General features: G+C 71.8%; 13 protein-coding genes. 5 read left to right on the top strand and 8 right to left on the bottom strand.

The features are described from left to right. Positions 1 to 660, top strand: a complete 660-nt coding sequence (locus ACIBZJ_RS03530; protein WP_395925028.1) for a phosphatase PAP2 family protein — start codon at positions 1 to 3, stop codon at positions 658 to 660. On the opposite strand, the gene ACIBZJ_RS03535 is transcribed toward ACIBZJ_RS03530, so the two are convergent. Together ACIBZJ_RS03535 and ACIBZJ_RS03540 are read right to left on the bottom strand one after the other, a co-directional pair. Beyond that, a complete protein-coding gene (locus tag ACIBZJ_RS03535) occupies positions 620 to 1156 on the bottom strand; it encodes a hypothetical protein (protein ID WP_395925030.1) in 537 nt (178 codons plus the stop codon). The genes ACIBZJ_RS03530 and ACIBZJ_RS03535 overlap by 41 nt on opposite strands. Positions 1157 to 1277: 121 nt before the next feature. Continuing rightward, positions 1278 to 2918, bottom strand: coding sequence for a CocE/NonD family hydrolase (locus ACIBZJ_RS03540; protein ID WP_395925032.1), 1641 nt, complete (start codon positions 2916 to 2918; stop codon positions 1278 to 1280). Between the two features lie 20 nt (positions 2919 to 2938). On the opposite strand from ACIBZJ_RS03540, the gene ACIBZJ_RS03545 reads away from it, so the two are divergent. Together ACIBZJ_RS03545 and ACIBZJ_RS03550 are read left to right on the top strand one after the other, a co-directional pair. Further along, positions 2939 to 4369, top strand: coding sequence for a Gfo/Idh/MocA family oxidoreductase (locus tag ACIBZJ_RS03545; protein ID WP_395925034.1), 1431 nt, complete (start codon positions 2939 to 2941; stop codon positions 4367 to 4369). Further along, complete coding sequence (locus ACIBZJ_RS03550) at positions 4366 to 4941, top strand: heme-degrading domain-containing protein (RefSeq protein WP_395925036.1); 576 nt, start codon at positions 4366 to 4368, stop codon at positions 4939 to 4941. The genes ACIBZJ_RS03545 and ACIBZJ_RS03550 overlap by 4 nt, the downstream gene beginning before the upstream one ends. On the opposite strand, the gene ACIBZJ_RS03555 is transcribed toward ACIBZJ_RS03550, so the two are convergent. After that, positions 4903 to 6438, bottom strand: coding sequence for a B12-binding domain-containing radical SAM protein (locus ACIBZJ_RS03555; RefSeq protein ID WP_395925038.1), 1536 nt, complete (start codon positions 6436 to 6438; stop codon positions 4903 to 4905). The genes ACIBZJ_RS03550 and ACIBZJ_RS03555 overlap by 39 nt on opposite strands. Positions 6439 to 6525: 87 nt before the next feature. Here ACIBZJ_RS03555 and ACIBZJ_RS03560 point away from each other — a divergent pair, with 87 nt between their 5' ends. Further along, positions 6526 to 7293 (top strand): glucose 1-dehydrogenase, encoded by a 768-nt coding sequence (locus ACIBZJ_RS03560; protein WP_395925040.1) that lies wholly within the window; start codon positions 6526 to 6528, stop codon positions 7291 to 7293. Between the two features lie 156 nt (positions 7294 to 7449). Here ACIBZJ_RS03560 and ACIBZJ_RS03565 read toward each other — a convergent pair whose 3' ends face one another. The 4 genes from ACIBZJ_RS03565 to ACIBZJ_RS03580 form a co-directional block, all read right to left on the bottom strand. Then, positions 7450 to 8466, bottom strand: coding sequence for a molybdopterin-dependent oxidoreductase (locus ACIBZJ_RS03565; RefSeq protein WP_395925042.1), 1017 nt, complete (start codon positions 8464 to 8466; stop codon positions 7450 to 7452). A 33-nt stretch (positions 8467 to 8499) separates the two neighbouring features. Further along, a complete protein-coding gene (locus ACIBZJ_RS03570; protein WP_395925044.1) occupies positions 8500 to 9339 on the bottom strand; it encodes a carbohydrate ABC transporter permease in 840 nt (279 codons plus the stop codon). Next, positions 9332 to 10300 carry a carbohydrate ABC transporter permease gene (locus tag ACIBZJ_RS03575; protein ID WP_395925046.1) on the bottom strand — a complete coding sequence of 323 codons (969 nt, stop codon included), beginning with the start codon at positions 10298 to 10300 and terminating at the stop codon, positions 9332 to 9334. The genes ACIBZJ_RS03570 and ACIBZJ_RS03575 overlap by 8 nt, the downstream gene beginning before the upstream one ends. 78 nt (positions 10301 to 10378) lie before the next feature. Beyond that, positions 10379 to 11629 (bottom strand): ABC transporter substrate-binding protein, encoded by a 1251-nt coding sequence (locus tag ACIBZJ_RS03580; RefSeq protein ID WP_395926001.1) that lies wholly within the window; start codon positions 11627 to 11629, stop codon positions 10379 to 10381. A gap of 546 nt (positions 11630 to 12175) precedes the next feature. On the opposite strand from ACIBZJ_RS03580, the gene ACIBZJ_RS03585 reads away from it, so the two are divergent. Then, on the top strand, positions 12176 to 14275 hold the full coding sequence (locus tag ACIBZJ_RS03585) for a DEAD/DEAH box helicase (protein WP_395925048.1): 2100 nt from the start codon (positions 12176 to 12178) through the stop codon (positions 14273 to 14275). Here the strand turns inward: ACIBZJ_RS03585 and ACIBZJ_RS03590 are convergent. Continuing rightward, positions 14272 to 15285 (bottom strand): P1 family peptidase, encoded by a 1014-nt coding sequence (locus ACIBZJ_RS03590; protein ID WP_395926003.1) that lies wholly within the window; start codon positions 15283 to 15285, stop codon positions 14272 to 14274. The genes ACIBZJ_RS03585 and ACIBZJ_RS03590 overlap by 4 nt on opposite strands. Positions 15286 to 15319 lie beyond the last annotated feature (34 nt).

The following is a 15319-nucleotide window of genomic DNA, read 5'->3' on the forward strand; positions in this document are numbered from 1 at the left end:
ATGCAGCGGGCGGCGCGCGGCCGGTGGGTGAACGGGCTCCTGGTCGCGGGTTTCGTCGCGCTCACCGCGGCCCTGGTCTGGTGGCCGCCGGTGCTGGACGTCGATCGCGCGGTGCGCGACTGGGGCGACGCGCACCGGCCGCCGTGGCTGCACACGATCCTGGTGGGGTTCGACCTGCTCGGCCAGCGCGGCCTGGCCCTGCCGCTGGTGCTCGTCGTCGCGGTCGTGGTGGCGGTCCGGCGTCGCTCGGTGCGCCCGCTCGTGCTGGCCGTGGGCGCCGCCGCCGTCAGCAGCGCGCTCGTCGAGGCCCTGAAGCGCTGGACGTCACGCGGGGCGCCGCACCACGGCTCGATCCTGATGTTCAGCGGCGACCCCGCGGTGGAGTATCCCTCCGGGCACGTCAGCAACGGTCTCGTCTACTACGCGGTGCTGGCGATCCTGTTGTCGGGCATCCTGAGCCCGGCCGGACGACAGCTCGTGCGCTGGCTCCCCGGCGTGCTGGTGTTCGTCGGAACCACGTATCTGGGCTGGCACTGGCTCACCGACAGCGTCGGCGGCTACCTGCTCGGGCTGCTCCTGGTCCGGCTGATCCCCGACGATCCGCTCGGCACCGGACGGGTCAGCACGGCGTCGTCCGCTGCGTCGCCGAATCGGCGATGAACCAGGCGCCCTGGATCTGTTTGGCCTCGGCCGTCTGCACGTACCGCCGGAGTTCGCCCCGCCGGGTGAGCGTCTTCTTCGACCTCTGGTCCACCGGCGGCGACTGCGACATGTCCAGGCAGACCCGCAGCGCGGCCGTGGGCGGCCGGCTGTGCAGGTCGACCGAGGTGACCTCGACGCTCCAGGCCGGCCGATCGCGATAGACGACCTTCCGGGCGCGCAGATCGTCGAGCGTCTGGATGATGCTGCTCAGCTCGGGTTCGCTCAGGTACTTCGCGAAGTCGCTCCGGCGGTAGGTCCCGGACGTCGCGGCGTCGGCGAACACGCGGTAGAAGGAGTCGTAGGTGTCTTTGACCGCGGTGCGGGCGGCGTCCTCGTCGGCCTTCGTGGACGTCGTCGACGTCCGCGTGGAGGCGGCGTCCGGCCGGCGGTCGCAGGCGACCGCCGAGCCGGTGAGGACCATCGTCAACAGCGCGGCGCAGCATCGGCGGGTCATCGTCACGTCCGTACCCCGTTCGACGTGAGAGGAGATCAGCGGACCGTAGTGTTAGTCATACGTACCGTGTCCACGCCGAGTTCAGGGTCTGACCGCAGTTATCCGCGAAGCACCGCGAGATTCATCCGCGAAGCACCGCGAGCGTGATCCGGGAGCCGGCCGGGAAGACCTCGAAGCCGCAGGAGCGACCGCCGGTCGCGACGCCGAACGGCTCCGGCGTACCCGGGTTGCGGGCGTACCGCGGGAACGCGCCCCCACTGACCTGCACCCGCAGGCGATGCCCGGCGCGGAACCGGTAGGCGGTGGGGAACAGCTCCACCGCCACGGCCCGCACGCCCTCGTCGTCCGCCTCGGGGTTGTCCGGAGCACGCGGGTCCAGCCGCCGGATGCCGTCCACGACGTTGCGCGAGACGCCCTTCTCGTCGACGTCGCAGAGCCGCACGAACACGTCCGCATAAGGCAGTTCGGTCCGAACGTGCACGGTCGCGGAGACCGGACCGACGACGTCCACCGCCGACCGCAGGACCGGACCGGTGTAGGTCAGCACGTCGCTGCGGCCTTCGACCGCGGTGTTGTCGGCCTGCTTGCCGGGGGGCTGCAGCAACGGCCCGCCGACGGCCGGGGTCGGGTCGGCCGGGTCGTAGGTGAACCGGCGCGGCTCGGCTCCCCCGGCCTCCGGCTCGTCGCCGAGCCGGCCGCCGCGTCGCAGGTGCAGCACCTGCTCGCCGGCCGCGGCCGGCGGCCAGGACTCGAACCCCAGCCACCGATCGGCCTGCTGCAGGTAGACGCGGACCGGCGCACCGGTCGGCGCCGATCCGCCGTTGAGGTGATGGTCGAGCCAGGCGACGTCGGTGCGCAGGATCGCCCGCAGCTCGCCGATCTCCCCGTGCAGCCAGGGGCCGACGATGAGCCGCGCGGGGTTTCCGGCCTCGCGCAGCGCGGTGTAGTCGGCCAGGTTGCCGCCGAGGAACAGGTCCCACCAGCCGGTGACCATGTTGGCCGGCGGCATCCGGTCGTAGCCGGCATCGTGGTCGGCCTGCGACCAGAACGTGTCGCCCGGCTCGGAGTGGGCGATCCAGTCGCGCCAGAACGGCACCGGGGCGTCGGCGACGGCCACGTCGGCGGCCTGCAGGGGCAGCTGGTCGAGCGTCCGGCGGACGCGCGCCTTCACGACCGGGCTCGGCAGGCTGCCGCGCTCCTGCCGGCCGATCTGCGCCGACCAGCTCAGCGCGGTCTGGATCTGCGGGACGCCGTGGTCGTAGAAGAGCCGGTTGGTGACGTTGGCCGAGGTGATGTGCGGTGAGACGCAGACCAGCGGCGGGTCGGCGTAGGGAGCGACGGCCCACTGGGTGTGCCCGAAGTAGCTGCCGCCGGTCATCGCGACCCGGCCGTCGCACCAAGGTTGCTCGCGGAGCCAGGCCAGCGTGGCCAGGCCGTCGTCCTTTTCGGCCGTGAACGGCCGGAACTGGCCGCCGGAGCCGAACGTTCCGCGGGTGGCCTGGGCGAAGACCTGGAAACCCTGGCGGGCCAGCGGCGCCGCGAACACCTGCCCGAACAGGCCGCCGCGGCCGTAGGGCAGCCGGATCAGCACCACCGGCCGCGGGCGTTGCGCTCCGGTGGGGAGGTAGTGGTCGCCCAGGAGCGCCACACCGTCGGGCATGGGCACCGGCACGTCCCTCCGGACCTCGTAGGGCACGGATCTGCGGGGAAGCCCCAGCGCGACGTCCGCCAGCAGACCGGTCAACTGGGTAAGCATCGCCATGCCGGCACCATAATCGGACGGTGCATGCGTTGCTTCGGTACTTCCTCGACGCGGCCGACGGGCGGTTCCCGGACGTGGACGGAGCGGTGACGACCGTGCCGGCGCTGGCCCGGGGCGCGGAGTGCGCGGTGGCGTTCACCGGCCACGCGGTGGTGGCGACCGCGCTGAGCGCCGGGCGGCTCGCGCTGGAGCGGCCGGACGGTTTCGGCGGGGCGATGGCGCCGGACTTCTTGCGGTTCCTGGCCGGCCCGGCCGGTCACGTCGGCGACCTCGACGTGACGATGGCCGGTCGCGGCGCCGGTGGTCCCGCAGCCCTGCCGGTGGTGACCGACGCCGACGTCGCTCCGGGCGTTCCTGGCCGCCGGATTCGTTCCGCTCGGCAGCGAGGTGCTGATCCATCCGCGGCGGCGACTGGTTTGATCGTCACCATGCAGACGCCAGTGCGATTCGGTCTCGTCGGGTACGGCTTCGGCGGACGCTACTTCCATGCCCCGCTGCTCCGGGCGGCGCGGGAGTGCGAGCTGGTCGGCGTCCGGACGTCGGCGCCCGAACGCCGGGCGCTCGTCGAGCGGGAACTCCCCGGCACCCCGACGGTCGCGAGCCTGACCGACCTGGTGGAGCTCGGGGCCGAGGCGGTCGCGATCTCGACGCCGGCCGGCACCCACACCGCGCTGACCGAGGAGGCGCTGCGGCTGGGGCTCGCCGTCGTCTGCGACAAGCCGTTCGCGCTCGACGCCGACGCCGCCCGCGCCACGGTCGAGCTCAGCAGGCAGCTCGGGCTGGTGCTCAGCCCGTACCAGAACCGGCGCGAAGACTCGGACTTCCGCACGGTCCGGGCCTTGGTCGACGACGGCACGCTCGGCACCGTCACCCGTCTGGAGTCCCGCTTCGAGCGCTATGCGCCGGAGGACGGACCCGGATCCGCCGGAGGCGGGACGCTGCTGGACTTCGGCAGCCACCTGGTGGATCAGGCGCTGTTCCTGCTCGGGCCGGTGCGTGGTGTCTACGCGGAACTGCGGGAGCGCGAATCGGGGCTGGACGACGACGTGTTCGTCGCCTTGACGCACGTGTCGGGGGCACGGTCGCACCTATGGGGCAGCTGGGGTCAGTTCGCGCCCGGGCCGCGGTGGCGGGTGACCGGGTCGGCGGCTACCTACGTGGTGGCCGCAGGCGACGGCCAGGAGGAGCAGCTGATCGCGGGGGCCCCCGCGGAGGTGTGGGGGGTGGAGCAGGCGGAGAGGTTCGGTCGTGTGTACGCGGGCGGCTCGTCGTCGGTCCGCCCGACCGAGCGTGGTCGCTGGGACACGTTCTATCCGCGGTTCGCGGCCGCCGTCCGTGGCGAGGGGCCGCCGCCGGTCGAGGCGGCCGACGCGATCGCGACCGCGGTGGTGCTGGACGCGGCCCGGGCCAGCGTCCGTACCGGGACGGTCGTCGAGGTGAGCGCCCGATGAGCGAGCGGAGCAGGCGCGAGCGGAGCGACCCGGCGCCGGGTGAAGGGGCGCTCGGTGAAGGGGCGGCGGGTGAGGGGGCGCGGGGTGAGCTGGCGGCGCTCCTGGCGGAGGAGCAGCGGTTGGTGTTTCCGCGATTCGACGAACGGGTCGCATGGGAGCTCGGGAGTGCGCTGCGCTCGGCCGCGGACGCCGCGAGCCTGCCGGTGGCGATCGCGATCCGGCGCGGACGGCAGCAGCTGTTCCACACCGCGCTGCCCGGAGCGTCGGCCGACAACGACGGTTGGCTCGAGCGCAAGGCCGCGGTGGTGGAACGGTACGGCCACTCGTCGTACTACGTCGGTTGCCTGTTCCGGGCCGGCGGCGGCGATTTCGACACCGACTCCCGGCTCGACACCGGCGCGTACGCCGCCCACGGCGGGGCGTTCCCGCTGATCGTCGCCGGAAGCGGATGCATCGGCTCGATCGCGGTCTCGGGGCTTCCCCAGGTCGACGACCACCAGTTCGTGGTCGCTCACGTGGCTCGGTTCCTCGGGCTAGCGGGTGCCGAAGCTCGAGAGGGCGGTTTCCAGTAGGGGCAGCGCGTGCAGGACCTGGCGCGTCCTGATCAACGCGTCCCAGACCGGCTCGAACTTCTTCCACCCACCCGCGTAGGCCAGGTGACGCAGCCGATCCCCCAGCGCGTCTTTGGTCGCCGCACTCCGCCACAGCGCACCCCACCGGTAGAAGTCCCGGTAGGCCCGCCAGTAGCCGGCCTCCAGCTGCCCGGCCGTCATCCCGCGCGGCCGGTACACGACGTGACGGGTGTCGTAGCGCTCCCAGTCGCGGTGCACGAGGCGGTCCTCGGCGTCGATTCTCGTGAAGAGACCCGTCCCGGGGTACGGCGTCATGATGTGGAACGTCGCCGTCTCGATGCCCTGCTCGATCGCCCAGGCCACGGTCCGGTCGAAGACGTCGGGGCCGTCCTCGTCCATGCCGAAGACGAAACTGGCATTGACCATCACCCCGCAGTCGTGCAACCGGCGCACCACGTCCTCGTAACTGCGGCCGACGTTCTGCCGCTTCCGCTGCCCGGGCAGGTTCGCCGCGTTGATCGTCTCGAAGCCGACGAACAGGCTCCGTAGCCCGGCGTCGACCGCGGACTCCAGCAGGTCGGGGGCGAGCACCGAGTCGACCGTGCCGGCTGCCTGCCACACCCGGCCCTGGCCGCGCATTCCGGCGAACAGCTCCTGGGCGAAGCGCCGGTTGCCGAACAGGTGGTCGTCGAGGAAGTACAGGTGCCGGCCGGGTAGCCGGTCGATCTCGGCGAGCGCGTCGTCGACCCGTTGGACGTAGAACGACTTGCCACCGTCGAAGAACGCGTCCTTGTAGCAGAAGTCGCAATGGTGGGGGCAGCCGCGCGAGACGACGATCGAGTTCGGGACCAGGTACCGCTCGCGCCGGATCAGGTCCCGCCGGATCGGCGGCAGCCGCTCGAGGGTCCGGCTCGTCGAGGTGTAGCGAATCGCCGACGATCGCCTCCGCAGACCGGCCGGACGCAGGTCGGCCGGACGCAGGCCGGCCGGACGCAGGCCGGCCGGACGCGGGCCGGCCGGACGCGGGCCGGCCGGACGCGGGCCGGCCGGACGCGGGCCGGCCGGACGCGGGCCAGCCGGTCGCATGCCGGAGGGGCGCAGGCCGGAGGGGCGTAGGTCGGCGAGGAAGGCGGGCCAGGTGTCTTCTCCGGGGCCGAGGAAGATCGCGTCGGCGTGGGCGGCCGCCTCGTCGGGCAGCGAGGTGACGTGCAGGCCGCCCAGCGCCACGAACACACCGCGTTCGCGGAACCAGTCGGCGAGCTCGTACGACCGGCGCGCCGACGTGACGTACACCTGGATGACGACGAGGTCGGGGAGATCGGAGTCCTCCGGCCGGAACCGCTCCACGTGTTCGTCGACGATGCGCACCTCGTCGTCGTCGGGAAGGTAGGCGGCCAGCGTCGCCAGCCCCAGCGGCGGGAACAGCGAGTATTTGATCGGGCGGAACGCCGGACTCGTCGCCTCGGTCAGTGCCGGAAGAATCAGCAGCACCCTCATACCCGAGACGCTAAGTGGCCGGTGGGTGGATCCGGTGCGCGCGCTGTGTTCGTTGTGTGGAGACGGCGATCTGGGAAGATCGGTCGCATGACGGTTCTGGACACTTTCGCGCTGCCCGGCAAGGTCGCGGTCGTCACCGGCGGCAACCGCGGACTGGGCCGGGCGTTCGCGCACGCGCTCGGCGAGGCCGGAGCCGCGGTCGCGATCCTGGCCCGGGACGCCACGGCCAGCGCCGAGGTGGTCGCCGAGCTCGAGGCCAAGGGAATCCGGGCCGCCGCGTTCACCGCCGACGTCGCCGACCGCGCGGCCGTGTTCGCCGCCGCCGACGAGATCACGGCGGCGTTCGGGCCGGTCGACGTGCTGGTCAACAACGCCGGGACGTGCGTCCACCGCCCGGCGCTGGAGGTCAGCGAGCACGACTGGCACGAGGTGATCTCGGTGAACCTCACCGGCGTCTGGTACGGCTGCCAGGCCTTCGGGGCGGGCATGGTGCGCGCCGGCGGCGGCACGATCGTCAACGTCGGTTCGATGTCCGGCGAGATCGTGAACCGGCCCCAGTGGCAGCCGGCCTACAACGCCTCCAAGGCCGGCGTGCACCATCTGACGAAGTCGTTGGCGGCCGAGTGGGCGCCGCACAACGTCCGCGTCAACGCCGTGGCACCGGGGTACGTGCGCACCGACATGACGCCGATCGACCGGCCGGAGTTCGCCGCCCACTGGATCGGCGACGCCCCGATGCAGCGAGCCGCCGAACCGGCCGAGATCGCCCCGGCCGTGGTGTTCCTGGCCAGCCCGGCGTCGTCGTTCATGACCGGCTCGATCCTCGTGGTCGACGGCGGCTACACGACGTTCTGAGCCTCACCCGGACGCGCGCGAAGCCCGGACGCGCGCGAAGCGCCGGACGCGCGCGAAGAATGGTGCGCGGGGCCGGCACGATCGGGGCGTGCCGATCAGGATCCTCCTCGCCGGCGGACGGGCCGCCGGGCACGGAGGACGACGGCAGCGTCGTTCTCAGCTCAGCGGGAACACCGACTGCGCCCAGGGCGGGCGGCTCGACGGCTGGATCGAGGCCACCCACTTGACCCACCAGAACCCGCGGCGTCCCGGCGCCACGATCCGGGCCGGGAAGCCGTGGCCGGGGCTCAGCGCCCGGCCACCGACGGCGGTCACCAGCCAGACGTCGTCCAGCGTGCCGGCACCGAACCAGCGGGCGTAGCCGGTCACGGCGCGGACCTCGACGCTGCGCCCGGGCTCGACGCCCGCCCCGTCGAGCAACACGCTCAGCCGCACACCGTCCCACTCCTGGCTGCTGTACCACCCGCTGGTGCAGTCCAGGATCGCGGTGAACCGCTCGTGCGGCAGGGCCAGGATCCGGTCCAGGTCGAACGCCGTCTCCCCGACCCGCAGGCTCCACTGCCCGGCCTCGACGCGCTGGATGCCGTCGTTGATCCACGACGTGACCTCGAGGGCGGGCTTGGGCACCGAGCCGGTGAAGCGCCGTCCGGTGGCCGCCCAGGTGTCCCAGGCCGTCGTGGCCACGGCCGCACCGGCGCCGAGAACCGCCAGCCGCAGGAGCGCCCGGCGGTCGGCGTCGGTGCGGCGCGGACGCACCCAGTGGCCGAAGAAGTGCGCGACCACCGCCAGGACCGCGCCGACCGCGGCACCCACGTGGATCTGCATCAACGTCAGCGGGCCGACGTCCTCGACCCGGCCGGTCGAGTGCACCAGGCCGCTGCCGATCGTCACCAGCACGAGGAACAGCAGCGCCAGGGAGAGTGCCTTGGCCGGCCGCCGTTGCCGCGGGTTACCGAGGCCCCGGCGGATCACCACGTACTTCCACGGCGCCAGCAGCAGGACGGCGAGCGCACCGGCCGCGTGCAGCTGGATGAGATCGAGCGGCCAGTTCACCCCGATGGTGTTGGCCCCGAGCCCGGTGAGCACTCCGGCAACGAGGAGCAGGCCGAGGACGAGGTCCACCCGCCGCCCGCCCTGTCTGGCCCGGAAACGCACCCGGAAACGCGCCCGCATGCACCGCACGCTAGCCGGTGGGGCCAGAACGACTCACTTGACCGCCCCGGCCGTCAGCCCGGCCACGAAGTACTTCTGCAGGAACAGGAACGCGGCCACGACCGGGACGCTGACGACCAGCGACGCCGCCATGATCTGGTTCCAGTAGACGTCGTACTGCGTCGAATAGCCGGCCAGGCCCACCGCGACCGTCCGGGTCGTCTCGTCGGTCATGACCGAGGCGAACAGGACCTCACCCCACGCGGTCATGAACGCGTAGACCGTGACCGCGAGAATGCCCGGCACGGCGGTCGGGATCAGGACCCGGAACAGAATGCGCATCGGCCCGGCGCCGTCGACGGACGCCGCCTCGTCCAGCTCGCGAGGGATCGCGTCGAAATAGCCGACGAGCATCCAGATCGAGAACGGCAGCGAGAACGTGAGGTACGTGAGGACCAGGCCGGTCCGGCTCGCGTAGAGCTCGATCCCGGTAGCCCGGCCCACGTTGACGTAGATCAGGAAGAGCGGCAGCAGGAACAGGATGCCCGGGAACATCTGGGTCGAGAGCGCGCTGGCGAGGAACAGCCCGCGGCCGCGGAACCGCCAGCGGCTCGTGGCGTAGGCCGCCAGGATCGCGATCGCGACCGACAGCACGGCCGCGGCGGTCGAGACGATCAGGCTGTTCACCAGGTATCGACCGAGCGGCACGGTCTCCCACATGTCGACGAACGCGTCGAGCGACACCCGTTTCGGGAGCCACGAGAACGAGTCCCGGACGTCGCTCAGCGGTTTGATCGCGGTCGACAGCATGACGTAGAGCGGGACGAGCACGAACAGCGTCAGCAGGGTCAGGACGATCCGCCGCGACCAGCGCTCGGCGACGGTCTCACGCATCGGTCCTCGCCTTCCTCGTCAGGAACAGGTAGGTCCCCGAGACCACGCTCAGGAACAGCAGCAGCGCGACCGACATCGCCGAGCCGAGCCCGAAGTTCCAGGTCACGAACGAGCTGTCGTAGATGTGGATCGAGATCAGGTCGGCCTGATCGGGGGCCGCTTTGCCGAACAGGACGTACGGGGTGTTGAAGTCGTTGAACGTCCAGAGGAAGAGCACGAGCAGCAGTACCTGGTTGACCGGACCGAGCATCGGCAGCGTCACCGCGCGCAGCCGGCGCCAGAAGCCCGCGCCGTCCATGTACGCGGCCTCGTAGAGGTCCTGCGGGATGCTCTGCAGCCCGGCCATCAGGCAGAGGAACGCGAACGGCCAGTGCTTCCACACCATGACGATCACCAGCGACCAGAAGCTGTTGCCGCCGATCAGCCAGAACGGCCGGTCGTCGACGAGATGCAGCTGGTCGACGAGCACGTGGTTCAGTGCGCCGGTGTCGCGCTGCAACAGGAAGCTCCAGATGATCACCGCGGCGTACACCGGCAGCGCGTACGGCGTCAGGAACAGCGTCCGGAGCAGCGCGCGGCCGCGGAACGGGCGCTGCAGGAGAACCGCGGCGGTCAGGCCGAGTCCGTAGGACAGCCCGACCACCAGGATCGTGCAGGCCGTCGTCACCCAGAACGAGTGCACCAGCTCTTTGCCGGTGGCGCTGTCGAAGTCGAGGGCGACCTTGTAGTTGTCGAGGCCGATGAACGGCGCGCCCGACCAGTCCCGGATGTGGAACTGGGTCAGTTCGCGCAGGCTCATCCAGATGCCGGTGAGCATCGGGATGACGTGCACGGCCAGTTCCAGCACGATCGCCGGAATCAGCAGCAGGTAGGGAAGTGAGGGGGTCCGGCGCCGCCGGCGGCGCGGTGGTGTGCCGGGGTCGGGGGGCGCCTCGTCGGGCGCCGAGATCGTCGTCGTCATTGCTGAGGGGTCCCGTCTGGTGTCGGTCCGGCCCACGACGGTCCGGGACGCGCGTCCCGGACCGTCGTCCGCGGCGTCTTACTTGACCTGTTCCTCGGCTGTTTTCAGCTTGTCCTGGATCTCGCCGACCGAGGGTGACTTGCCCTTGGCGGCCGCGGCGAAGAGGTCGTTCATCACGCCGCCCACCAACGTCTCGTACTGGCTCTCCTCGGGCACCTGCGGCAGCGGGGCGGCCGTGCCGGCGAGCGTCTCCGCGATCACCTTCTGCTCGGGCCCGGCGAACGCCGGGTCGCCGGACAGGCTCGTGACCGACGGCAGCGAGCCGTAGGCCTTGTTGAGCACGGTCTGCTCCTCGTCGCCGGTCATGAACTTCACGAAGTCCAGCGCACCCTCCTGGTTCTTGGAGTGCTTGAAGATCGCGATGTTGATGCCGGCGACCATGCTGTTGACCTTCCTGCCCCCGGGGGGCGGGGTGGCCGGGAACGGAACCGGGGCGACGCCCCACTGCTCGGCCTTCATGCCGTGGAGGGCCAGCTGCGTCCCCGCGGCCTGCCAGAGCAGCATCGCGACCTTGCCGGCGGCGAAGTCGGAGACCGACTCGTTCTGCGCGTACTCGGCGTTGCCCGGGTTCGTGATCTTGTCGGCGGCCAGGAAGTCGACGTACCGCTTGATCGCCGTCGCGTTCTGCGGGGTGTCGAACGTCGGCTTGCCGGACTTGTCGAACCACTCGCCGCCGTACTGCTGCGAGAGCGTGAACGCGTGGTGCGAATGCGCGGAGATGTGGGCACCCTCCTGCGCCAGGCCCCACTTGCCGCCCTTGCTCAGTTTCTTGCCGTCGGCGACGAATTCTTCCCAGGTCGTCGGTGGCTTCGTGAGGCCGGCCTCGGCGAACATCTTCTTGTTGTAGTAGAGCGCGTAGGCGAGGCTGTAGATCGGCACCGCCGTGGGGGGCTTGCCCTCGGCGCCGGTGGCGGCCAGCGCGGACGGGACGAACCTGCTCCTGCCCCCGATCTTGTCGATCGTCGCGTCGTCGAACGGCACGAACGCGTCGGTCGCCTGCAGCGACGCCGACCACGTGTTACCGATGTTGACGACGTCCGGGCCCTGGCCGCTGGTCGCTGCGGCGAGCAGGCGGTTGAGCAGGTCCGACCACGGGACGACCTCGACTTTGACCTTGATGCCGGTCTGCTTCTCGAACTTCGCCAGTTCGGGTTTCAGGATCTCGGCGTCTTTCTCCAGGCTGATGCTCTGGTTGCTGGCCCAGTAGGTGAGCGTCTTGGCGTCGTCACCGGAACCACCGGAGCCGCAGGCGGCCAGAATGGACGCCATCAACGCCCCGGCGGTCACCGCGGCGATTCGTCGTGTGAACACACGCTGTCCTTTCCAGAGACGCGGGCCGGTCCGGCCGCGATCCAGGGATCCGCTGCGCGCGGAACCGCGGCCAGGAGACCCGCAGGGGTGGGGAGCGGCGGGGTCCAGAGCGTACGGATATTTCAACTTTGTCACCGGCTTGTGGCGGATCGGCGCGATGAACGGCCGATTGTGAGCGCCGAATGGAAGCGCTTTCCTGTGAACGGTCGTGAGGCCCGGGCGACTCCCCCGAGGACCGCCGGCCGTCAGTCGTGGCCATCGTGTTGCGGGTGAATCGCACCAAGCACCTAGGATGGGGAGGCCAGGCGCGGTGCTGGACTCCTGGGTGACGGCGATCAGCACGTCTCGTCCCGTCACCGTGGGGTACCCAGGGGAACATTGCGCTCTCGCAGGCGTTGACATCAGCGAGGCACGCCCGCCGGCTCGCGTACTCGCTGGACGCCGGCGCCGGGAGGACGCCCTCCGAGGCTCCTACCGACGTGCCCGCATCAGAAGGAGAGTTGTATGGCTCGACCAGGCCAGCGCCGATCGGGTGCTCGCCGTCCCGCCCCGCGCAACCAGCGGAGCCGCACTCGCGGCGACGTCATCGCGCTGCTCGCGGGCACCGCACGCGAGATCGAGGCGGCCGCCCAGCGCGGACGCGTGACGCCTGCCGTCCGCACGAAGTTCCACGCCGTCGCCCTGCTGCTGCGGGAGGAACGCGCCCGCCTGCGCGCGGGCGACGCCGGTAAGGCCGGTACCGAGAGTCACCGGACCGAGCAGCTCAAGCGCCTGGACGGTATCGCGCAGATCCTCGCCACGACCGCGGTCCGCGACGTCGAGTTGATGGCGCTGCTCGCCGAGGACACCGTGGTCGCCGACTCCGTCCGGTCACTCAAACGCGAGATGCTCCTCTCCGCCGGGATCGAGCCCGCCCCCGAGGAGGCGCCGCCGCCCGCCGAGACCCCGGCCGCTCCCGAGCGGCGCGTGGTGCCGCAGTCGGTGGCCACCCGGCAGCTGGCCACTCCGTTCCTGGCCCCGGACTACTCCGGCTTCGCACAGCGCTCCACCGCCCGCCCGCGCCGCCTGGCCAGCTGGGAACTGCTCGGCCCGCTGCTCAGCTCGTTCGAGCGCGCCGGGAGCGGCGATCCCGCGTGCATGGAACTGCCGCCGCCGGAAGCGATGACAGCGCGCTACCCGAAGCTCATGGCCCACCAGGCCCAGCTGGTCGCCGCGGCCGCCGCCGGTCACCGGACCTTCCTGCTCGCGGACGAACCGGGCCTGGGCAAGACGGCCCAGGCGCTGCTCGCCGCGGAGGCCGCCGGTGCGTACCCGCTGCTCGCGGTCGTGCCGAACGTCGTCAAGACGAACTGGGCCCGTGAGGCCGGCCTCTGGACGCCGCACCGCGCCGTCACGATCGTGCAGGGCAACGGCGACACCGTCGACGGCTACGCCGACATCGTCGTCGTCAACTACGAGGTGCTCGACCGCCACGTCGGCTGGCTCGGCGACTTCGGTTTCCGGGGCATGGTCGTCGACGAGGCGCACTTCATCAAGAACAAGACCTCGCAGCGCTCGCAGCACGTCCTCGAGCTCGCCGAACGCATCCGGTCGCGTACCGGGCAGCCGCTGCTGATGGCCCTGACCGGTACGCCGCTGATCAACGACATCGACGACTTCCGGGCGATCTGGCAGTTCCTCGGCTGGATCGACGACACGAAGCCGCTCGGCGAGCTGATGCACGCGCTGGAGGAGACCGATCTGACGCCCGCGGACCCGGGCTTCTATCCCGCGGCCCGCCGGTGCGTCATCGACCGTGGCATCGTCCGGCGCCGCAAGGTCGACGTCGCCGCCGACATCCCCGACCGCCGCATCGCCGACCTGCCGGTCGAGCTCGACGGTTCGGCCGGCCGGTCGATCCGCGCCGCCGAGCGGAGCCTGACCCGCCGTCTGGTCGAGCAGTACACCCTCGCGGGCGGTTCGACCGACCGCGTGGACCAGGTGCTCGTGCGCCGCATCGCCCGGGCCGAGCTCAAGGACTCCACGACGACGTCCGGCGAGAACGTGTTCAGCATGATGCGGCGCATCGGGCAGGCGAAGGCCGGCCCCGCCGCCGACTACGCCGCCCAGCTGGCCCGCAGCGCCGGCAAGGTCGTCTTCTTCGCCAAGCACGTCGACGTGATGGACGAGGCCGAGGAGATCTTCGCCAAGCAGGGCGTGGGGTTCGCGTCGATCCGCGGCGACCAGACCCCCAAGACGCGGCAGCGCAACATCGACGCGTTCGTCAACGACCCCGACGTGGCGATCGCGGTGTGTTCGCTGACCGCGGCCGGGGTCGGGCTCAACCTGCAGGTCGCGTCGAACGTCGTGCTCGCGGAGCTGTCCTGGACCGACGCCGAGCAGACCCAGGCCATCGACCGCAGCCACCGCATCGGCCAGACCGAGCCGGTCACCGCGTGGCGCATCATCGCGGCCCAGACCGTCGACGCGCGGATCGCCGAACTGATCGACACCAAGGCCGGGCTCGCCGCCCGGGCGCTGGACGGCTCGGACTCCGAGATCGTCCCGTCGGCCGACGTGCAGCTGGAGGCGCTGGTCGCGCTCCTGACGGAAGCCCTGGGCTAACGGACGGCGCTGGGGAAGACGTCGGCGTAGCCGGGCCACGAGCCGCCGCTGGTGGTGACGGAGCCGGCGGCCAGCAGCGCCCGGACCACCGCCCGCGAGACGCAGCGGGCCGCGGCGTCCAGAAGTTCGTAGTGCAGAGTGAGGTCCGGCGCAGGACGGGTCGCGGTGGACGCGCCGAACAGCGTGTCGCCGTCGAAAAGCGTGTGCGCCGGGTCGATCGCGCGGGCCAGCCCGTCCTGCCCGACCCCGGCGAGCTTGGTGCACTGCGCCTTGGTCAGCGTCAGATCGGTGGCGACCAGGCCGAGCGTGGTGTTCTGCACGACGGTCGGGGGGAGGACGCCGGGCGCGTCCCAGGCCCGGGCCTCGGCCGGATCCGGCCGGCGCAGCCGGACGTCACCCGGCGCCAGCAGACGCGCGGCCAGCGGTTCGCCGGTTTCCGGGTCCACGCAGGTGCCGTGCGCGTTGAGCACCACCAGCGCGGCCACGATGGCACCGCTGGAGAGGACGGCGCTGGCCGAGCCGATGCCGCCCTTCAAACCGCCCGCGACCGTGCCGGTGCCGGCGCCGAGCGCGCCCAGCGGCACGGCGGTGCCGGGCTCGGCGGCCAGGGCGGCCCGGGCCGCGGCCGCTCCCTCGGCGAGGCCCGGGCGGCGGGTGAAGTCGCCACCGCGGCCCAGGTCGAAGACGACGGCCGACGGCACGATCGGCACGACCTCGCCCGGCGCGGTGCCGACCGTCAGCCCGATGCCCCGCTCACCGAGCACGTCGGCGACACCGGACGCCGCCGCGAGCCCGTAGGCGCTGCCGCCGGAGAACACGACCGCGTGCACGCGGTCGACCGAGGCCCGCGGATCGAGCAGGTCGGTCTCCCGCGTACCCGGCCCGCCGCCGCGGACGTCGACCCCGGCCACCATGCCGCCCTCGGGGGCGAGCACCACGGTGGTGCCGCTCAGCCAGCCGGCGCCGATCCGGGTCTCGTGCCCGACGCGCAGCCCGGCGACGTCGCCCAGCGAGTTGGTCGGCCCGGACCCGCGGTGCCCGTAG

The organism is Cryptosporangium sp. NPDC051539 (genome assembly GCF_044454545.1).
Taxonomy (GTDB): Bacteria; Actinomycetota; Actinomycetes; order Mycobacteriales; family Cryptosporangiaceae; genus Cryptosporangium.